18 protein-coding genes are annotated in these 19,125 nt (G+C 71.2%); 6 read left to right on the top strand and 12 right to left on the bottom strand.

Features of this window, described 5'->3' with window-relative positions; translation table 11 throughout:
• The first annotated feature begins 20 nt into the window (after positions 1 to 20).
• Entirely contained in the window at positions 21 to 641 is a 621-nt protein-coding gene (locus ACFQW8_RS14620) for a protein-L-isoaspartate O-methyltransferase family protein (RefSeq protein WP_380088490.1), read from the top strand.
• Positions 642 to 684: 43 nt separating this feature from the next.
• Here the strand turns inward: ACFQW8_RS14620 and ACFQW8_RS14615 are convergent, their stop codons facing one another.
• From ACFQW8_RS14615 to rimP, 9 genes are all read right to left on the bottom strand, one after another.
• Positions 685 to 2,574 carry an AMP-dependent synthetase/ligase gene (locus ACFQW8_RS14615; RefSeq protein WP_380088488.1) on the bottom strand — a complete coding sequence of 630 codons (1,890 nt, stop codon included), beginning with the start codon at positions 2,572 to 2,574 and terminating at the stop codon, positions 685 to 687.
• Between the two features lie 135 nt (positions 2,575 to 2,709).
• Positions 2,710 to 3,855, bottom strand: a complete 1,146-nt coding sequence (locus ACFQW8_RS14610; RefSeq protein ID WP_380088486.1) for an FtsW/RodA/SpoVE family cell cycle protein — start codon at positions 3,853 to 3,855, stop codon at positions 2,710 to 2,712.
• Positions 3,819 to 4,781 carry a bifunctional riboflavin kinase/FAD synthetase gene (locus ACFQW8_RS14605; protein WP_380088484.1) on the bottom strand — a complete coding sequence of 321 codons (963 nt, stop codon included), beginning with the start codon at positions 4,779 to 4,781 and terminating at the stop codon, positions 3,819 to 3,821. Before ACFQW8_RS14605 ends, ACFQW8_RS14610 begins: the two co-directional genes overlap by 37 nt.
• 10 nt (positions 4,782 to 4,791) lie before the next feature.
• Positions 4,792 to 5,721: a tRNA pseudouridine(55) synthase TruB gene (truB, locus tag ACFQW8_RS14600; RefSeq protein ID WP_380088482.1), complete on the bottom strand. Its 930-nt coding sequence runs from the start codon at positions 5,719 to 5,721 to the stop codon at positions 4,792 to 4,794.
• Positions 5,718 to 6,227, bottom strand: a complete 510-nt coding sequence (gene rbfA, locus ACFQW8_RS14595) for a 30S ribosome-binding factor RbfA (protein WP_380088480.1) — start codon at positions 6,225 to 6,227, stop codon at positions 5,718 to 5,720. Before rbfA ends, truB begins: the two co-directional genes overlap by 4 nt.
• Positions 6,228 to 6,375: 148 nt before the next feature.
• Complete coding sequence (gene infB / locus ACFQW8_RS14590) at positions 6,376 to 9,315, bottom strand: translation initiation factor IF-2 (protein WP_380088478.1); 2,940 nt, start codon at positions 9,313 to 9,315, stop codon at positions 6,376 to 6,378.
• Between the two features lie 128 nt (positions 9,316 to 9,443).
• Entirely contained in the window at positions 9,444 to 9,713 is a 270-nt protein-coding gene (locus ACFQW8_RS14585; RefSeq protein ID WP_380088678.1) for a YlxR family protein, read from the bottom strand.
• Positions 9,714 to 9,820: 107 nt separating this feature from the next.
• Entirely contained in the window at positions 9,821 to 10,987 is a 1,167-nt protein-coding gene (gene nusA, locus ACFQW8_RS14580) for a transcription termination factor NusA (protein WP_380088476.1), read from the bottom strand.
• Between the two features lie 3 nt (positions 10,988 to 10,990).
• Positions 10,991 to 11,563: a ribosome maturation factor RimP gene (gene rimP, locus ACFQW8_RS14575; RefSeq protein WP_380088474.1), complete on the bottom strand. Its 573-nt coding sequence runs from the start codon at positions 11,561 to 11,563 to the stop codon at positions 10,991 to 10,993.
• A 157-nt stretch (positions 11,564 to 11,720) separates the two neighbouring features.
• Here rimP and ACFQW8_RS14570 point away from each other — a divergent pair, with 157 nt between their 5' ends.
• Both ACFQW8_RS14570 and ACFQW8_RS14565 read left to right on the top strand, forming a co-directional pair.
• A complete protein-coding gene (locus tag ACFQW8_RS14570; protein ID WP_380088473.1) occupies positions 11,721 to 12,704 on the top strand; it encodes a hypothetical protein in 984 nt (327 codons plus the stop codon).
• Positions 12,705 to 12,754: 50 nt separating this feature from the next.
• A complete protein-coding gene (locus tag ACFQW8_RS14565; protein WP_380088471.1) occupies positions 12,755 to 13,624 on the top strand; it encodes an aminoglycoside phosphotransferase family protein in 870 nt (289 codons plus the stop codon).
• Positions 13,625 to 13,640: 16 nt separating this feature from the next.
• On the opposite strand, the gene ACFQW8_RS14560 is transcribed toward ACFQW8_RS14565, so the two are convergent.
• Positions 13,641 to 13,922 carry a LysR substrate-binding domain-containing protein gene (locus tag ACFQW8_RS14560; RefSeq protein ID WP_380088469.1) on the bottom strand — a complete coding sequence of 94 codons (282 nt, stop codon included), beginning with the start codon at positions 13,920 to 13,922 and terminating at the stop codon, positions 13,641 to 13,643.
• An 83-nt stretch (positions 13,923 to 14,005) separates the two neighbouring features.
• Between ACFQW8_RS14560 and ACFQW8_RS14555 the strand changes: the two genes are divergently transcribed.
• Genes ACFQW8_RS14555 through ACFQW8_RS14545 form a run of 3 tightly spaced genes read left to right on the top strand, consistent with a single transcriptional unit; the run spans position 14,006 to position 17,658 of the window.
• Positions 14,006 to 14,851: an alpha/beta fold hydrolase gene (locus tag ACFQW8_RS14555; protein WP_380088468.1), complete on the top strand. Its 846-nt coding sequence runs from the start codon at positions 14,006 to 14,008 to the stop codon at positions 14,849 to 14,851.
• Positions 14,848 to 15,657 (top strand): LLM class flavin-dependent oxidoreductase, encoded by an 810-nt coding sequence (locus ACFQW8_RS14550; RefSeq protein ID WP_380088467.1) that lies wholly within the window; start codon positions 14,848 to 14,850, stop codon positions 15,655 to 15,657. Before ACFQW8_RS14555 ends, ACFQW8_RS14550 begins: the two co-directional genes overlap by 4 nt.
• A 9-nt stretch (positions 15,658 to 15,666) precedes the next feature.
• The gene (locus tag ACFQW8_RS14545) at positions 15,667 to 17,658 is read left to right on the top strand and encodes a thioredoxin domain-containing protein (protein WP_380088465.1); all 1,992 of its coding nucleotides are present in this window, start codon (positions 15,667 to 15,669) and stop codon (positions 17,656 to 17,658) included.
• Here the strand turns inward: ACFQW8_RS14545 and ACFQW8_RS14540 are convergent.
• Positions 17,655 to 18,494, bottom strand: coding sequence for a PhzF family phenazine biosynthesis protein (locus ACFQW8_RS14540; RefSeq protein ID WP_380088463.1), 840 nt, complete (start codon positions 18,492 to 18,494; stop codon positions 17,655 to 17,657). The genes ACFQW8_RS14545 and ACFQW8_RS14540 overlap by 4 nt on opposite strands.
• Positions 18,495 to 18,528: 34 nt before the next feature.
• Entirely contained in the window at positions 18,529 to 19,098 is a 570-nt protein-coding gene (locus ACFQW8_RS14535) for a histidine phosphatase family protein (RefSeq protein ID WP_380088462.1), read from the bottom strand.
• Positions 19,099 to 19,125 lie beyond the last annotated feature (27 nt).

Raw genomic sequence — 19,125 nt, 5'->3', positions numbered from 1 at the left:
GCTCGGCGCACACTGGGGTGGTGGACGCTGCGGACCGGGTGGCGGAGGCGATGGCCGCGTGGCCTCGCAGGGACTTCCTGCCCAGGCGCGAGCGTCGGCACGCCGACCGTGACGGACCCCTGCCGATCGGCCACGGTCAGACGAACTCCCAGCCGCGGACGGTCGCCGCGATGCTCGAGCTCCTCGACGTGCGCCCCGGCGACCGCGTCCTCGACGTGGGCGCCGGTTCGGGCTGGAGCACCACGCTCCTCGCCCACCTGACCGGGCCGTCGGGCTCCGTGACCGGCGTCGAGCGGGTGCCCGAGCTGTGCGAGGTCGGCGCCGCCAACCTCGAACGCACGGGTATGCCGTGGGCTCGCCTGACGCTCGCCACGCCCGGTGTGCTGGGGTCACCGGACGAGGGCCCGTTCCACCGGATCCTCGTGTCGGCCGATGCGCAGACCCTGCCCCGGGCGCTCGTCGAGCAGCTCGAACCCGGCGGCGTCATGGTGATCCCGGTGCTGGGCTGGATGCACCGGGTCACCCGAGAGCTCGACGCGGTCGACGAACGGGGGCGGACGGCATACGCGGAAGGAAGACCCAGCGACGCACGCGTCGAGATCCACGGCGCCTACCGGTTCGTCCCCCTCGTCGAGGACTGACGAGGGGGACGACGGCGGTGGTTCCGGAGGCGGACTGGAGCTGTCAGCTGCCGGTGTAGAGGGCGTCGAGGTTGTCGCGGTAGCGCTCGGTGACGACCTTGCGCTTGAGCTTGAGGCTCGGGGTGAGCTCACCGCTGTCCACGGTCAGGTCGGACTCGAGGATCGAGAACTTCTTGATCTGCTCCCAGCGGTTGAGGCCCGCGTTGAGCTCGTCGATGTAGCCCTGGACCATGGCACGAGCCTCGTCGGAGGTGACGATCTCGGCGTAGGTCTTGTCGCCCATGCCGTTGGCGGCGGCCCAGCCCTGGATGGCGTCCGGGTCGAGGGTGACCAGCGCGGTGACGAAGTTGCGGTCCGCGCCGTGGACGATGAACTGGCTGAGGTAGGGACACATGCCCTTGAACCTCGACTCGATGATCGAGGGCGCGACGTACTTGCCGTTCGACGTCTTGAAGAGGTCCTTCTTGCGGTCGGTGATCTTGAGGAACCCGCGCTCGTCGAGCTCACCGATGTCGCCGGTGTGGAACCACCCGTCGTCGCCCAGCACCTCGGCCGTGGCCTCGGGGTTGTTGTGGTAGCCGTTCATGATCCCTGGCCCCTTGAGCATCACCTCACCGTCCTCGGCGATGCGGCACTCCAGGCCCGGGATGGCCCAGCCGACCGTGCCGTAGCGGTAGGCGTTGGGCCGGGCCACGAAGGCGGCCGCGCTGGACTCGGTGAGGCCGTAGCCCTCGGCGACCTGCATGCCCATCGCGTCGAACCAGCGTGCGACGTCGACGTTGAGGGCGGCCGACCCGGAGATGAAGAAGCGGACCCGTCCACCGAAGCGCTCACGGATCTTGCTCATGATGATCTTGTCGGCGATGGCGTACTTGCGAGCGAGCATCCCGCTCGGGTTCTTGCCCTGCTCCCGCAGCTCGCTCACCTCGCGGCCGACGCCTGTGGCCCATGTGAACAGCTTGAGCTTGATGCCGCCCTCCTCCTCCATCATCATCGTGATCCGGCCATAGGCCTTCTCGAAGATGCGGGGAGCCGCGCCCATGAAGGTGGGGCGAACGACGGCGAGGTTGTCGACGATCTTGTCGATGCGACCGTCGATGGCCGTGGCGAAGCCGAGCTGCAGCGGGAAGGTCAGGAGCACCTTGCCGAAGACGTGGGCGAGCGGGAGCCAGAGGTACTGGAGGTCGGTCTCGTCGAGGATGTTCATCGCCTGGATCGCGGCGCCCTGGTAGGTCCAGGTGTCGTGCAGCAGCCGGACACCCTTGGGGCGGCCGGTCGTGCCGGAGGTGTAGATGATCGTGGCGAGCCGGTCCGGCGTGATGCTGTCGATGCGGGAGTCGATCAGCCCCGGGTCCCGCGTGAGCCCGCTCTGGCCCAGCCGCTCGAGGGCGTCGAGGGAGATGACCCAGTCGTCCTCACCGTCGGCGGCCTCGGCGTCGAACGTGACGACCTTGGCCAGGCCCGGCACACCGTGGCGGATGCGGCGCAGCTTGGCCACCTGCTCGGCGTCCTGGGCGAAGACCACCTTGCTCTGCGAGTCGCTGAGGATGAACTGCACATCGTCGTCGATCGTCGTCGGGTAGATCGTCGTCGTGACGCCACCACTCACCATGACCGAGAGGTCGGCGAGCGCCCACTCGTAGCAGGTGCCGGACGCCACCGCGACACGATCCTCCGGGCCCACCCCGAGCGCGACGAGCCCAGCGCCCAGCGCGTAGACGCGCTCCTTGACCTGCGCCCAGCTGACGTCCACCCACTCGTCGGCGCCGTCTGCGCCTGCCCCGACCTTGGCGTACATGAACGCGGTCCTGTCGGGCGTGGCGTTCACCCGTTCACGGAAGAGGTGTCCGACGCTCCGGGAGCGTCCCTCGAGAAGGCTGTGGTCGATCGGCTCGTCGGCCGGCGAGTGGATCTGGGGCTGCGCTGTGAGCATCAGGGTGTCCTCGTCATTGGGGAAACTCGTTGCCGGATGTTCCCACAGTGCACGCCCGTTGGGGGGCCTGTCACGACAAACGTGACCGACGGGTAACGAACGTGTCGGTCATCACGACGCGAGCGTCGGCGACGGTCAGACGCGGTCGCGGTGCCCTGCGGCATACGCCGCATTGACGACACCGACGGCGAGCCAGGACGCGAACATGGACGACCCGCCGTAGGAGACGAACGGCAGCGGCAGACCGGTGACCGGCGTGACCCCGAGGTTCATCCCGACGTTCTGGAAGACCTGGAAGGCGAGCCAGGTGCCCACCCCGACACCGACGAACCGGCCGAACGCGTCACCGGAGCGTCCGGCGACGACGAAGGTGCGGATGACGATGAACGACAGCAGGACGAGGAGTCCGGCGGCCCCGACGAAGCCGAGCTCCTCCCCCGCGACCGAGAAGACGAAGTCGTTGAGCTGGTAGGGGATGAAGCCGCCCTGGGTCTGGCGGCCCTCCATGAAGCCCTGCCCGGACCAGCCGCCGGATCCGATGGCGAGCCGCACCTGCCGGGTCTGGTAGCCGATGCCCTGCGGGTCGGCGCTCGGGTTCGCGAAGGCCAGGATCCGGTCGCGCTGGTAGCCGCTGAGCAGCGGTGTCGTGAGCGCCGCGACGACGATGCCGACGGCAGCGAGCCCGACACCGACGACCCAGCGCCGCGGCGCGCCGGCGATTGCGACGACGACGAAGGCGAGTGCCCCGAGGACCACCGCCGAGCCGAGGTCGGGCTGCAGCATGATGAGCGCCACCGGCACCGCCGCAAGCACCCATCCGAGCGCGACGTCACGGTTGCTCGGCGCGACCCGACGCTCCCACCGGTCGGCGAAGACGAAGGCGAGCACCAGCGCCAGACCCACCTTGGCGAACTCGGAGGGCTGGACGGTGAACCCCGCCGCGACGGGGATCCACGACCGGGACCCGTTGATGGTGAGCCCGAGCGGCGTGAGGACCGCGACGAGCCCCAGCAGCGAGACCCCGTAGAGCCACGGTGCGACGAGGCGCAGTCCGTGGTGGCCGAGCCGGGCCACGGCCACGGCGAGCCCCACGCCGATGACCGTGTTGAGGAGGTGACGGACGAGGTATGCCGTGCCGGCCGCCTCGTGTGTCGCTGACCAGACGAGCAGGGCGCCGACGACGGACGTCCCCGCGGCTCCCACGAGCAGGCCGACGTCCTGGCGGAGCCATCGGCCCCGGAGGGTCAGGAGTGGACGATCTGGGTGAGCACCGCGCGGCACTGCTCGACGTCCTTGGCCATGGCGACGAGGAGGTCGTCGATGCTGTCGAAGCGCAGCGTGGGTCTGATGTGCTCGACGAACTCGACGACGACGCGCTCGTCATAGAGGTCGAGGTCGTCGCGGTCGAGGACGTAGGCCTCGACGGTGCGCCGGTCCAGGGTGTCGAAGGTCGGGTTGGTGCCGATCGAGATGGCGGCCGGCATGGTGCGGTCCAGCTCGCCCTCCGCGAGGTCAAGGCGGGTCAGCCACCCGGCATAGACCCCTTCCGCGGGGACGAGCCCGTCGGAGTCAGGTGAGAGGTTCGCGGTCGGGTAGCCGAGCTCGCGTCCGCGGTGGTGGCCGTGGACGACGGTGCCGACGACGCGGTGGGGTCGGCCGAGGACCCGCGCCGCAGCGGTCACGTCACCTGCGGCGAGGGCGCGGCGCACCGAGGTGGACGACCAGCGCTCGCCGTCACCGACGTCCTCGAGCGCCACGACGTCGAACCCGTGGATCTCCCCGAGCGCCCGCAGGGTCGTGACGTCGCCGGAGTTCTTGTGGCCGAACCGCGTGTCGACCCCCACGACGACGACCTGGGCCCGGAGCCCGTCGACGAAGGTGTCGCGGACGAAGTCCTCGGGGGACTGCTGGGCGAACTCCTTGGTGAACTCCATGACGAGGAGGCCGTCGATCCCGGTCGACTCGAGCAGGTCGTCCCGGATCGCGCTCGACGTGATGCTCTCGGGCGCACGGTCGGGGTGGAGCACCGCGAGGGGGTGCGGGTCGAACGTCACGGCGACCGCGGGCAGGCCCCGCTCGCTGCCGATCTCGACGAGACGGGACAGCACCGCCTTGTGCCCACGGTGGACGCCGTCGAAGTTGCCGAGCGTGACGACACAGGGCCGCAGCTCGTCGGGCGTCTCGGCGGGGTCGGTGAAACGGTGCACGGTGGACACTCTACGAAGTCGCCGGGGCGAAGACGACGTGGCTCCGCGCTGTGGCGCGGGACTCGTCGAGCATCGCGACGAGGGTGCCGTCGGGAGCGAAGGCCGCCACGGGCTCGAGACGCCCGGGCTCGGCGGACGGGAGCTTCTGTCCGTGACCGATGGTGCGAGCCTCGTCGGCGGTGAGCTCGCGTGCCACGAACTGCGCTCGTGCCGCGTCGGCTAGCGGGATGACCGGCATCGGCTCACCCTGGCGCGCCTCCAGGTCGACCAGCGGGTGTGCCGTGTCGAGACCGAACCCTCCGACACGGGTCCGCCTGAGGGCGATGAGGTGACCAGCCGAGCCGAGGGCGGTGCCGAGGTCGCGCGCGAGAGCACGCACGTAGGTGCCCGACGACACGGTGACCTCGACGTCGACGTCGACGATCGCGAGGTCCTGCCCGTCATCGCCCGCGAGGGTCGACCGGCGCAGCACGCCGATGTCGAAGCGGGACACCGTCACCGGCCGCGCGGGCAGGTCGACGCTCTCCCCCGCCCGGGCCCGGTGGTAGGAGCGCTGGCCCTTGACCTTGATCGCACTGACCGAGCTGGGGACCTGCTCGATGTCACCGGTGAGCGTGACGACCGCAGCCGCGACGGCGTCGTCGGAGAGGCCCCCCGCACCGGGGGCGCTGGTCACCTCGCCCTCCGCGTCGTCGGTGAGAGTGGCCTGCCCGATGCGGATCGTCGCGGTGTAGTCCTTGTCGCAGCCGACGAGGAAGGTCAGCAGCTTCGTCGCCCGGCCCACACCCAGGACGAGCACGCCGGTGGCCATCGGGTCGAGGGTTCCGGCGTGCCCCACCTTGCGGGTGTCGCACAACCGGCGCGCCCGGGCCACCACGTCGTGGCTCGTCCAGTCACGAGGCTTGTCGACGACGAGGAGCCCGTCGACCGTGCCACTCACGCGCGGTCGGTGCCGCTGGTCCCGGCCGTGCCGGTGGCCGGCTCGACCTCTGCCTCGTCGGCGTCGTCGGCGTCGTCGGCGTCCGGCTCGTCGTCGTGGCGGTAGGGGTCCGGGTCGCCGGCGTGCTTGGCCCCGGCAGCAGCGGCGGCGACGGCTGCGTCACGCTCGCGGGCCTCCTGAAGGAGGACCTCGAGGTGGGCGGCCGTCTCCGGGATGGCGTCCGCGATGAACTCGAGCGAGGGCGTGAGGCGGATGCCGAGGTTCTTGCCGACGTGGCTGCGCAGCTTGCCGCGGTTCTCCTCGAGGAGGTAGGTCGTCTTGGCCCGCTGGGCGTCGTCGCCGAACACGGTGTAGAACACCGACGCGTGCTGGAGGTCGTTGGTCACGCGGACGTCGGTGATCGTCACGAACCCGAGGTCCGGGTCCTTGATGATCGAGCCCAGTCCGGCAGCGATGAGGGTCTTGATGCGGTCGGCGACCTTGCGGGCGCGTGCGGCGTCAGCCACGACAACTCCTTCTCTTGGCGGCTCGCGAGCCGGGTTGTGCCTCGCGAGCCTGGTCGAAGCGGCTCGCGAGGCCAGACTCGGCTCACGAGCCGAAGGTGAGCGGCCGGCATACCCGGGTCCTGGTATGCCGGCCGCTCACCGGGGCGACTCAGGCGCGCGGCTTCTCGCGCATCTCGTAGGTGGCGATGAGGTCGCCGAGCTGGAGGTCGTTGTAGGACCCCAGGTTGATGCCGCACTCGAAGCCCTCGCGGACCTCGGTGACGTCATCCTTGAACCGGCGCAGACCGGCGATCTCGACGTTCTCGGACACGACGACACCGTTGCGCGTGATGCGCGCCCTGGTGCCACGCTTGATCTCGCCGCTGCGGACGATCGATCCGGCGATGTTGCCGAACTTGCTCGAGCGGAAGATCTCGCGGATCTCGGCGGTGCCGAGCTCCACCTCTTCGAACTCCGGCTTGAGCATGCCCACGAGGGACTGCTCGATCTCCTCGATGGCCTGGTAGATCACCGAGTAGTAGCGGATCTCGACGCCCTCACGCTCGGCGTAGTCAGCGTTCTGGCCCTCGGCCCGGACGTTGAAGCCGATGATGATGGCGTTGGAGGCCACGGCGAGGTTGATGTTGTTCATCGTGATGGCACCGACGCCGCGGTCGATGATCCGCAGGTCCACGTCTGCCCCGACCTGGATCTGGAGCAGGGCGTCCTCGAGCGCTTCGACGGAACCGGAGACGTCACCCTTGAGGATGAGGTTGAGGGTGTCGACCTTGCCCTGTGCGATCGCCTCGTTGAGGTCCTCGAGCGAGATGCGCTTGCGGGCCTTGGCCAGGCTGGCCTGACGGTCGGCCGACTCACGACGCTCCGCGATCTGGCGGGCGGTGCGGTCGTCGGGCGCGACGACGAAGGTGTCGCCGGCGCGCGGGACGGAGGAGAGTCCGAGCACCTGGACCGGACGGGACGGGCCCGCCTCCTGGACGTTGTTGCCGTGCTCGTCGAGCATGGCGCGAACGCGGCCGTAGGAGCTGCCGGTGACGATGGCGTCACCGACGTGAAGCGTTCCGGACTGGATGAGCACCGTCGCGGTCGCGCCACGACCCTTGTCGAGGTTGGCCTCGATCGCGACACCACGGGCGTCACGGTCGGGGTTGGCCCGCAGGTCGAGGGCCGCGTCCGCGGTGAGCAGGACGGCCTCGAGCAGGGCGTCGATGTTCTCGCCCTGCTTGGCCGAGACGTCGACGAACATGGTCTCGCCGCCGTACTCCTCGGCGACGAGGTTGTACTCGGTGAGCTGCTGCCGGATCTTGGACGGGTTGGCGCCCTCGACGTCGATCTTGTTGACCGCGACGACGATCGGGACATCGGCCGCCTGGGCGTGGTTGAGCGCCTCGATGGTCTGCGGCATGACGCCGTCGTCGGCGGCGACGACGAGGATCGCGATGTCCGTGACCTTCGCACCACGAGCACGCATGGCGGTGAACGCCTCGTGACCCGGGGTGTCGATGAAGGTGATCGGACGGTCGACGCCCTCGTGCTCCTTGTGGATCTGGTAGGCACCGATGTGCTGGGTGATGCCACCGGACTCGCCACCGGCGACGTCCTCGTTGCGGATCGCGTCGAGAAGACGCGTCTTGCCGTGGTCGACGTGACCCATGACCGTGACGACCGGCGGGCGTGCCGCGAGGTCGTCCTCGTCCTCGGCGTCGACACCGATCTCGAGGTTGATGTCGAAGGCGTCGAACAGCTCCTTCTCCTCCTCCTCCGGCGAGACCATGCGGATGTCGAAGCCGAGCTCGGCGCCGAGCAGCTTGAAGGTGTCCTCGTCGAGGCTCTGGGTCGCGGTCGCCATCTCACCGAGGTGGAACATGACCGTGACGAGCGAGCCCGGGTTGGCGTTGATCTTGTCGGCGAAGTCGGTCAGTGATGCACCCTGGCGCACCTGGATGATCGTCTTGCCGTCACCGCGAGGAACGCTCACGCCACCGATCGACGGCGCCTGCATCTCCTCGAACTCCATGCGCTTGGCGCGCTTGGACTTGCGGGCGCGACCGGGACGGCCCCCTCCGCGGCCGAAGGCACCGGCCGTCGAGCCACGGCCGGCTCCACCGCGGAAGCCACCACCGCCGGGACGACCGGCGAAGCCGCCTCCACCTGCACCGGGGCCACCGCCGCCGGGACGACCCGGGCCACCGGCGCCGGGACGGCCACCGCGACCACCGGCGCCACCGGGGCGCTCGCCCGGACGGGCGACCGCACTGGAGGACGGCATCATGCCGGGGCTGGGACGGGCGCCGCCGGGGCGGGGACCGGCTGCGCCGGCTCCTGCACCTGCGGGGCCACCGGGACGGGGCGCACTGCGCGGACGCGGCATGCCCTGGCTCGGGGCGAACGGGTTGTTGCCGGGACGTGCGGCGCCGCCGCCTTCGCGGCCACCCTCACGACCACCTTCGCGCGGAGCCTCGCGGCCGGCGTCACGACCGCCTTCGCGGCCCTGGCGCATGCCCTGGCTCGGTGCGAACGGGTTGTTGCCCGGGCGCGGGGAGCCCGCTCCGGGACGAGGTGCGGGACGGGCGCCGGAGCCGCCGGCCTCGCGGGGGGCCCGTGCGGCCGGAGCCGACGGCGCGGGGGCTGCCGGGGCAGGCGCGGCCGGTGCCGGTGCTGCGGGAGCGGGGGCGGCCGGTGCGGGCGCGGCCTTGGCCGGGGTCGCCGCAGCGGCAGGAGCAGGAGCAGCCGGGGCGGGAGCCGCCGGACCGGGTGCGGGCCTGCCGGGCTGCGTCGGGGCAGGTGATGCCGACGGCGACTTGGGGCCGGGGGTCGCGGGCGCGGTGCCGGACCCGGGTGCGGCCTGGCTGGGGGCAGCAGGTGCCTCAGCCGGCTGAGCGGGGGCCTTCTTGGCGGCCGGCTTGGCGGCCTCGGGGGCGGCCGCGGGCTTGTCGACCGGGAACTTCTCCTGGTAGCGACGCACCACGGGGGCCTCGACCGTCGAGGACGCCGACTTGACGTACTCACCCATGTCGTTGAGGCGCTCGAGGAGGACCTTGCTGGTCACTCCGACATCTTTGGCGAGTGCACTGACTCGAACCTTTGCCACGTTTTCTCCTTCTTCTGGTCCATGCGACCTGACGAAGCAGAAATCGCGGACCGCTAGCTTGGGGGGGAGCTCATTACTGAGTTCTCATCGGGTGCTCATCAGCGTCAAACCACTCTCTGTTCTCAGAGCTACGGTTGGTTCCCTGGGGATGGTCGGTTGGTCGTCTGCTCGTGGGTGGCGATCTCCTCCGCCACGGCTGCGGTTTCCAGAGGCGCGCTGACTCTCAGCGCACGCCCGAACGCCCGACGCCGGACGGCGAGGTCGAAACAGTCTCCGGTGGGGTGCAGCCAGGCGCCGCGCCCCGGAAGACACCGTCGAAGGTCGGGGACGAGGTCCCCTTGGTCTCCGACAACCACTCGCAGGAGTGCCGACCGGCTATCCGTGGCTCGACATCCCACACAGGTGCGCACGGGCTCGATCAGTGACGATGTATGCCGTGTGCCCGCCTCAGCGTGCGACGCCCGAGTCCGGAGTCCAGTCCGGTCGGTCCCCTCCACTCTAGCGCCTAGCGGACGTCGGGTGCGTCACCGGACGACTCGACAGGGCTCTGGGCGCCCCCCTGACCGGTGGCGGCGGCGGGGTTGTCGGACCGGATGTCGATGCGCCAGCCCGTGAGCTTGGCCGCGAGCCGCGCGTTCTGTCCCTCACGGCCGATGGCGAGCGAGAGCTGGTAGTCAGGCACGATCACCCGGGCCGCGCGCAGCTGCCAGTCGACGATCTCGACCGACTGCACCCGTGACGGGCTGAGCGCCGACGCGATGAAGGTGGCCGGGTCCTCGCTGAAGTCGACGATGTCGATCTTCTCACCGTGCAGCTCCGACATGACGGCGCGCACTCGAGCACCCATCGGGCCGATGCAGGCGCCCTTGGCGTTGAGCCCGGGGACCTTGGTGTGCACCGCGATCTTGCTGCGGTGTCCGGACTCGCGGGCCAGTGCCGCGATCTCGACGCTGCCGTCGGCGATCTCGGGGACCTCCAGGGCGAAGAGCTTGCGGACGAGGTTGGGGTGGGTGCGCGACAGCCCGATCTGCGGCCCGCGCAGACCACGCTTCACGCTGACGACGTAGACGCGCAGGCGCTGGCCGTGGACGTACTTCTCGCCCGGGACCTGCTCGGCGAGGGGCAGAATGCCCTCGACCGTGCCGAAGTCGACGGTGACGTGGCGCGGGTCCGGGCTCTGCTGGATGACGCCGGCGACGATGTCGCCCTCCCGCCCCTTGAAGTCGCCCATGATCGCGTCGTCCTCGATGTCGCGCAGGCGCTGCACGATGACCTGGCGGGCGGTCGCGGCCGCGACGCGACCGAAGTCGGTGGGGGTGTCGTCGAACTCGGGACCGTACTCACGACGCATGCGCGGGGCCGGTCGCTCGACAGGCGCCGCCTCGGCGGGAGCCTCGCCGTCGTCTCCGGCTTCCGGAGCGTCCACCTGCGCAGACGCTGCGCCAACTGTCGGCTCGGCGGGCTCCTCCTCGACCGGGACCTCGAACTCCTCGCGGGCCCAGATCGTCACGTGCCCGGTCTTGCGGTCGAGCTCGGCCCGGGCGTTGCGCGAGGAGCCGTCCGAGCGCTGGTAGGCGAGAAGGAGGGCCTGCTCGATCGCGGGGATGAGCACGTCGAGCGAGATGTCGCGCTCGCGCTCGACCCCTCGGAGGACGGCGAGATCGATGTCCATGGGTCAGTTCTCCTTGTCGAGCGGGGCGTCGACGGGGTCGTCGTCCGCGGGTGTGTCGGTGGCGTCCGTGTCCTCCGGCCGCGAGAACTCGACCTGCACGTCGGCGCGGGCGATCGCGGCATACGGATAGGTGTCGTCACGCGCGGGGGTCTTCTTGACGGAGGGGACGTGGAGCGTGAGGTCGTCGGATCCGGCGCGGGTGATGCGGCCGGTCACGGACTCGCCGTCGACGGGTGAGAGCACCACGAGGCGGCCCACGTTGCGCCGGAAGTGCTGGGCGTCGGTCAGCGGACGCGAGACCCCCGGCGAGGTGACCTCGAGCGTGTAGGGCTGGGCGCCCAGCAGGTCGGACTCGTCGAGTGCGTCGCTCACGGTGCGGGTGGCACTGGCGATCTCGTCGAGGGTGAGGGGGCGCTGGGTCTCGGTGACGTCGCCCGTGGCCTCGAGGACCCGGTCCACGACGACCCGCACGACACGGCGACGTCCGGCGGGAGTCACGACGACCTCTTCGAGGACCAGTCCCGAACCGTGCAGCGCGCCGTCGATCAGCTCCTGCACTCCAGCGTCTGAAGTCATCGGTCTCCCTCTCTGTAGTTCTCGAGTCATCACCGCGACCACCGTCGTCGTGCCTCCGTCGCCAGGGAGGCGTCGTATGCCGTTGGCAGGCTTGTCGCAGCATCGTCCACTCTAGCCGTGAGGTGGCACGCCCTTCCACGCGTGCGAGGATGCCGCCATGCGTGACGTCTCCTCGACGGGCCAGGGCCCGTCCCGGCGCCTCGTGACGGCGGGGGCCGTCGGCGTCGCCGTCACCGCCCTGGCGGGCTGCGGAATCCGCCTCGAGGACGACGCGCCGCGCGTGCCGCTCGTCCCGACCCGCTCACCGATCGAGGGCGAGGACGCACTGCTCCGGCTCCTGGCCGCCGTGCAGGCGGCGGCGGTCGCGCCGGCGGACCCGAAGCAACGCATCTCGCCTCTGCTCGCTCCCCTGCACCAGCGGCAGGCGAGGGTGCTCCACGACGCCCTGCGACAGCGTGGGGTGCCCGAGGACCAGCTGTCGTTGCCGTCGACCCCACCCTCGGCGTCGACCTCGGCAGGACCATCCACGTCATCGTCGCCGTCGCCGTCGCCCTCCACGGCGCCCGCGACCCTGGTGGCCGTCGAGCGTTCCGTCGTCACGGCCGGCGCCGGCTGCGCTCTCGCGGAGGTAGAGCTCCGACCCACGCTGCTCGCGCTCCTCGGGCAGGCCCACGCGGCGCTGGAGATCGCGACCCTCGAGCCGGATCCGGCACCGGACGTGCCAGCGGTGTGGTCGACACCAGCTGCGCTCGCCCCCCTCGTCACAGCCCTTCGCTCGGCCACCTATCTCCTCGAGGTCGCTGCCGCACGTTCGCCGCAGCCGGCGCGCAGGGCGGGGCTCGAGGGCATCGGGAGACTCGGGCGCCTCACCGCCGAGCTCGTCACCGCGACCGGTGACGCCGCGCCCGCCCCGGAGCTCGGGCGTGCCCTGCCCCGGCGCGTCACCACGCCGGCGGAGGCTGCCTCCCTCGCGAAGGAGGCGATGACCACCCTGCTGGCCACCTTCGGCTCGGCCCTCGCACCCCTCTCCGAGAGGGATGCGGACTCTGCCTTCACCGCTGTTCCCCGGTGGCTCGGAACCGTTGCGGCACAGACACATCGGCACGGCGTGCCTCTCGCACCGTTCCCTGGACTCGCGTGAGCCCACCGCCCGGTCCCGACCCACACGCACCGTCGGAGTGGCTGACCTGGATGAGCCGGCTCCCGTCCGAAGGTGGGCCGACGGGGGCCGACTGGGCACGGGACGTGGACCGGATCACCCGCGAGTGCCTCGATGCGTGGGACCTCAGGGTCACCGGGGAGCCGATGACAGGGTGGACCGCCGTCGTGCACCCCGTCGTGCGGCGAGGTAGCGAGCGCGACCCGCTCGTGCTCAAGGTGGGGTGGCCCCACGTCGAGTCCGCGCAGGAGCACCTGGCCCTGCGGGCCTGGGACGGACGGGGATCGGTGCGCCTCGTGGCCGCCGACCCGTCGCGCGGGGCACTCCTGCTCGAACGCCTCGACGCGAGCCGCGACCTCGAGACCGTCGACATCGAGGAGGCGTGCGCCACCATCGGCGGTCTCTACCGCGAGCTGCACGTGGCGGCACCACCCTCGATCCGCACGCTCACGGCATACCTCGATCCCTATCTCACCAAGCTGCGCCAGCGCACCGACGTGCCGCGACGGGTCACGTCACGGGTGACGGGCCTGGCCCGGGACCTGCTCGCAGAGCCGGGGCCCAGGGTGCTGCTGCACACCGACCTGCACTTCCAGAACGTCCTCGCCGCCGAGCGCGCCCCGTGGCTCTCCATCGACCCCAAGCCGCTGGCCGGCCACCCCGGCTACGAGCTGCATCCGCTGTTGCGCAACAGGTTCGACGAGCTCGGCACCGGCGCTGCCATGCGATGGTCGGTGCGCCACCGGCTCGAGGTGACGTGCGACGCGGCTGGCCTCGACGAGGAGGTCGGCCGGCTCTGGTGCATCGTGCGCTGCGGTGTCGAGATCCTCTGGGCGGCGGTCGACGGGGACGAGGTCGAGCTCTCGAAGAACCTCACCCTTCTCAAGGCGCTCGAGGACTGAGCGCGACCGCAGCTGCTCAGGGACGAGGCCGAGAAGCGGCCTGGGCGAGGGTGAGCTCCGAGACGAGACGTCGCCCGGCGTCGACGGCCACGTCGCGCAGCCGCCCGGCCAGTGGCGAGAGGGTGCCGCGCCAGACGAGGTGCACGACGCGGTCGGGCACCGCCGGCTCCAAAGGGTGGAAGGACAACGCCTCGTCGTCACGCTGACCCCACACGGCGAGCAACGGCATGACCGCGACGCCGAGGCCGGCCCGGACCATCGAGGTGACCCCCTGGGTGAGGAGGCGAAGGTCCAGCATGCGTCCAGTATCAGCGGTGCCGATCACGATGATCAAGAACTATCGCTTTTCATGAATCGACGGTCGCCCTAGCGTCGGTGCCCATGAACCCCGAGACGATGCTTCAGGTCCACGACGTCGAGCTGTGCGTCCAGACCGCGGGCAACCCTGCCGACCCTGCGATCCTCCTCATCCACGGTGCGGCGACGTCGATGATCTGGTGGGAGGACGAGCTCTGCGAGCGGCTCGGCGCTGCGGGCCGGTTCGTCATCCGCTACGACCAGCGCGACACGGGACGTTCGACGAACGACCCGGCCGGTCACCCGGCATACGACATGGCCGACCTGGCACAGGACGCGATCGGGATCCTCGACGCCCTCCGCATCGACCAGGCACACGTCGTGGGCCGGTCGATGTCCGGAGGGACGGCACTCATCCTCGCCGTCGACCACCCGGAACGGGTCGAGACCGTGACCTTCATGGCCACGTCGCCCGGTGACCCCGGCCTGCCGCCGCCGACGCCCGAGCTCATGAAGGCCTTCGAGCATGACGCGCCGGATCCCGCCGACCACACTGCGTGGGTCGACCACATGGTCCGGGTGATCCGGGCGTTCTGGGGTGGCTCGCCGTTCTTCGACGAAGGCCGGGTGCGCGCCCTCGCCGAGCTCGACGCGAGCCGGACCCGCGACCTGAGGAGCACCGACAACCACTTCGCGATCGAGACACCCGGTCCGGTGGGCGGCGGCCTCGGTGACGTGAGCATGCCCGCCCTGGTCGTGCACGGCGACCTCGACCCGGTCTTCCCCCTGGCCCACGCGTTTGCCCTGCGCGACGCGCTTCCCGCCGCCGAGCTCGTCGTGCTCGAACAGACTGGTCACGAGCTGCCGGCGGAGCGATGGGGCGAGTTCGTCGATGCCCTCGTCTCGCACACGGATCGGAAACCGGCGTGAAGGCCGGTGTCTGGTTGCCGCTCTTCGACGAGCTCGCCGACCCGCGCGTCGTGGCCGACCTCGCTGTGGATGCCGAGGCGGCGGGTTGGGACGGGCTGTTCGTCTGGGACCAGATCGTCTGGCGCGCACCGGTGCTGGCGGTCGCCGACCCCTGGGTCTGCCTCGCGGCAGCAGCCACCCTGACGTCGAGGATCGCCCTCGGGCCGATGGTCAGTCCGCTCTCGCGGCGTCGCCCGACCAAGGTCGTCCGCGAGAGCGTGTCCCTCGACCGCTTGAGCCGCGGTCGGCTGGTGCTCGGCGTGGGGCTGGGCAGCGACCGGTTCGCGCAGGAGTACTCGCGCACGGGCGAGCCCGTCGCGGACCGGACCAGGGCCGAGATGCTCGACGAGAGCCTGGAGATCCTGCGCGCCGCATGGGCCGGGCAGCCCGTCCACCATCACGGCACCCACCACCTCGTGGACGACCTCACGTTCGCTCCGAGACCGGTGCACGACACCATCCCCGTCTGGGTGGCCGGCTTCCCGGGGAACCCGCGGCCGCTGCGCAGGGCCGCCGCTCACGACGGCTTCTTCCCGGTCAACCTCACCTCCCCGGACCAGCTGGCGGAGGCCGTGCAGCGCGTGCAGGACCTGCGCGAGGACCCGGCGCGACCCTTCGACGTCGCCATCGACCTGGCTCCCGGCACGGATCCAGCTCCGTGGCTGGCCGCGGGCGCCACCTGGCTGCTGACCGACCTCGACCCGGAGACGCTGCGGCTGGAGATCGTGCGGGCCATGGTCCGCGAGGGCCCGCAGCGGCCCGCCTAGGCTGGAGGCATGGCCAACCGGCTCGCGCAGTCCACGTCCCCGTACCTGCTCCAGCACGCCGACAACCCCGTCGACTGGTGGGAATGGGGCCCGGAGGCCTTCGCAGAGGCCCGCCGCCGTGATGTGCCCGTCCTGCTGTCCGTCGGGTATGCCGCCTGCCACTGGTGCCACGTCATGGCTCACGAGTCGTTCGAGGACGTGGGAGTGGCCGAGGCCGTCAACGCGAACTTCGTTGCCGTCAAGGTGGATCGGGAGGAGCGGCCCGACGTCGATGCTGTCTACATGAACGCCACGACCGCCCTCACCGGGCACGGGGGCTGGCCGATGACGTGCGTCCTCACACCGGAGGGCGACCCGTTCTTCGCCGGCACCTACTTCCCACGCATGCAGTTCCTCGCACTCCTCGCGAACGTCACGAAGGTGTGGACCGAGCAACGCGCCGACGTCGTGGAGTCGGGCGCCCACATCGCGGGGCAGCTGCGCGAGCTGACGGCACCGACGGCCCCGGCGGTGATCACGGTCGAGGCGCTCGGGAGCGCGGCGACGACCTTGCGGCAGCACTACGACGTGGCGCGCGGCGGCTTCGGTGGCGCGCCGAAGTTCCCGCCGTCGATGGTGCTCGAGTTCCTGCTCCGCCACCACGCCCGCACCGGCGACGCCGACGCGCTCTCCATGGCCCGACGCACCTGCGAGGCCATGGCCCGGGGCGGCATCTACGACCAGCTCGCAGGCGGCTTCGCACGGTATGCCGTCGATGCGGACTGGGTGGTCCCTCACTTCGAGAAGATGCTCTACGACAACGCACAGCTGCTGCGCGTCCACGCCCACCTGTGGCGGGCGACCGGCGATCCCCTGGCGCGCCGGATCACAGCTGAGACAGCGGACTTCGTCATCCGTGACCTCGGCACGGCGGAGGGCGGGTTCGCGTCCGCCCTCGATGCCGACACCCTCGTCGACGGCGTCAGCGTCGAGGGCGCCACCTATGCCTGGACGCCAGCGGAGCTCGTCGCGGTGCTGGGGCCGGAGGACGGGGCGCGTGCGGCGGACCTCCTCTCGGTGACGGAGGCCGGCACCTTCGAGCACGGTTCGTCGACCCTCCAGGTGCTCGCCGACCCAGAGGACCCGTCGTGGTGGGCCGGGGTTCGTCGCACGCTCCTCGAGGCACGGCTCCAGCGGCCCCAGCCCGCCCGTGACGACAAGGTCGTCACCTCCTGGAACGGCCTGGCGATCGCCGGTCTGGCCGACGCCGGTGTCCTCCTCGACCGCCCCGACCTCGTCGAGGCGGCGGCGAGGTGTGCCGAGTTCGTCGTCGCGGCCCACGTGGTCGACGGTCGGCTTCGGCGCGCGTCGCGGGACGGCGTCGTCGGGAGTGCGGCCGGGGTCGCCGACGACCACGGGAACCTTGCCGAGGGTTTGCTCGCCCTGCACCAGGCGACGGGTGACCCTCGCTGGCTGGCCGAGGCCGGGGCGATCCTCGATGTCGCCCTGGACCACTTCGTCGACGACGAGGGCGTCCTCCATGACACGGCGGACGACGCTGAGCAGCTGTTCACCCGACCCCGCAGCCAGGCCGACAACGCCGAACCCTCGGGGGTCTCCTCCCTCGCCGGCGCGTGGCTCACGTACGCCGCGCTCACCGGCTCGACCCGCCACCGCGAGGCGGCTGACGGCGCGCTGGCCGGCGTGGGTGCACTCGCGGCCCGCGATCCACGCTTCGCCGGCTGGGCCCTGGCGGTTGCCGAGGCTGCTCTGGCCGGCCCGCTCCAGGTGGCCATCGTCGGCGACGGACCCGTGGCCGACCAGATGCTGCTCGCGGCGCGCGCCAGCACGTCTCCCGGCGTCGTCATCGCCCGTGGGACGCCGGACTCCCCCGGGCAACCACTGCTCGAGGCAAGGCCGCTCGTCGGAGGCGAGCCAGCGGCATACGTGTGCCGTGGTTACGTCTGTGACGCCCCGGTGACAGGCGTCGAGACGCTCGCTGCAGCGCTGTCCCGGGCCTAGAGGTCGACCGCGCCTGTGATGCGCGTCACGGCGTCGCCGGAGACCCAGACCTCACCGTCGGCGGCCTCGATGTGCACCCGGCCGTCACGGCCGATGACCGATCCCTGCCGCGCGACGTAGCTGTCGGGCAGGGCGCCGGTGCCGGTGAGCCACTGCGCCAGCGCGGCGTTGGCACTTCCGGTGACGGGGTCCTCACCGAAGTCGCGGCCGTCGGCATAGAAGGCGCGCACCTCGACGTCGGCGCCGAGCTCGGTCGCGCGGGTGGCGTCCCAGCGGCCGATGACGGCAACCTTGAGGTCGGCAAAGGCCGCGATGTCGGGCACCACCTCGATGACCGCCTGTGCGGAGCCGAGGTCGACGGCCACCCAGCCAGGTCCGTTGTCGGCCCAGGCCAGGTCGACGACGGCGGAGTCGTCGACGGCCAGCGCGGTGACGATGCGGGCGCGCAGGCCGGCATCGACGTCGCCCGAGCGGATCAGCGGGGGTGCGGCGAACCCGAGTCGCGGGCTCCGACGGACGGTGACGAGGCCTGCCCCGCACTCCTGGATGACGGTCTCACCCCGCGGCACTCCCCCGGCCTCGAGCCAGGCGTGGGCGCTGCCGATCGTCGGGTGGCCCGCGAAGGGCAGCTCGCCGCCGGTCGTCCAGATCCGGACCCGGTAGTCGGCCTTCGGATCCGTCGGCGCGCTGAGGAACGTCGTCTCCGACAGGTTGGTCCAGCGGGCGAAGTCGGCCATCTGCGTGTCGCTGAGGCCATCGGCGTCGTGCACGACGGCGAGCGCGTTGCCGAGCCATGGCTCGGAGCTGAAGACGTCGACCTGGCGGAAGGGCAGCATGCGCACCATCCCAGCACACGCTGATGAACCCCGGTCAGGCGCGAGGGACGGTCACCGTCACGACCGCGCCGTTGGTGATCGGGACCCACTCGACCTCGCGGTGGGTGCGTCCCTCGAGCCGGGCGAGCGCCACGCGCATCGTGTCACCGTGAGTGACCCAGACGACGTGGTCGTGGGGTGCCCCGTGTGCCCGGGCGATGGGTGAGGCCAGCCGTCGATGGACGTCGGCGAGGCTCTCACCACCGCCCCATCTCACCTCACTGACGTGCAGTCCGTCCGGCACCCCCTCGGCCGTGAGCTCGCTCGTGAGCCGCCCTTCGAGCTCGCCCAGCGACTGTTCCCGCAGATCGCGGTCGTTCGCGACGGCCACACCGAGGGCGGCGGCGATGACGGCGGCGGTCTGACGCGCGCGCACGAGGTCGCTCGACACCACGGCGACGGTGCCGGTGCCGGCGATCCGCTCGGCGAGGAGGTCCGCCGCAGCCGCCGACTGGGCGCGACCGAGGTCCGTGAGCTCGGGATGGGCGGTCTGGCCCTGGAGCCGACCCTCGACGTTCCAGCTGGACTGTCCGTGGCGGACGAGGTGGAGCTGGAGCGCGCGCACCGGGCAACTGTAGGGCTGCGTAGACTC

Source organism: Knoellia altitudinis, assembly GCF_042666355.1.
GTDB lineage: Bacteria > Actinomycetota > Actinomycetes > Actinomycetales > Dermatophilaceae > Knoellia > Knoellia altitudinis.
The sequence above is the reverse complement of the archived record's forward strand: the minus strand, read 5'-3'. Positions and strand labels throughout refer to the sequence as shown.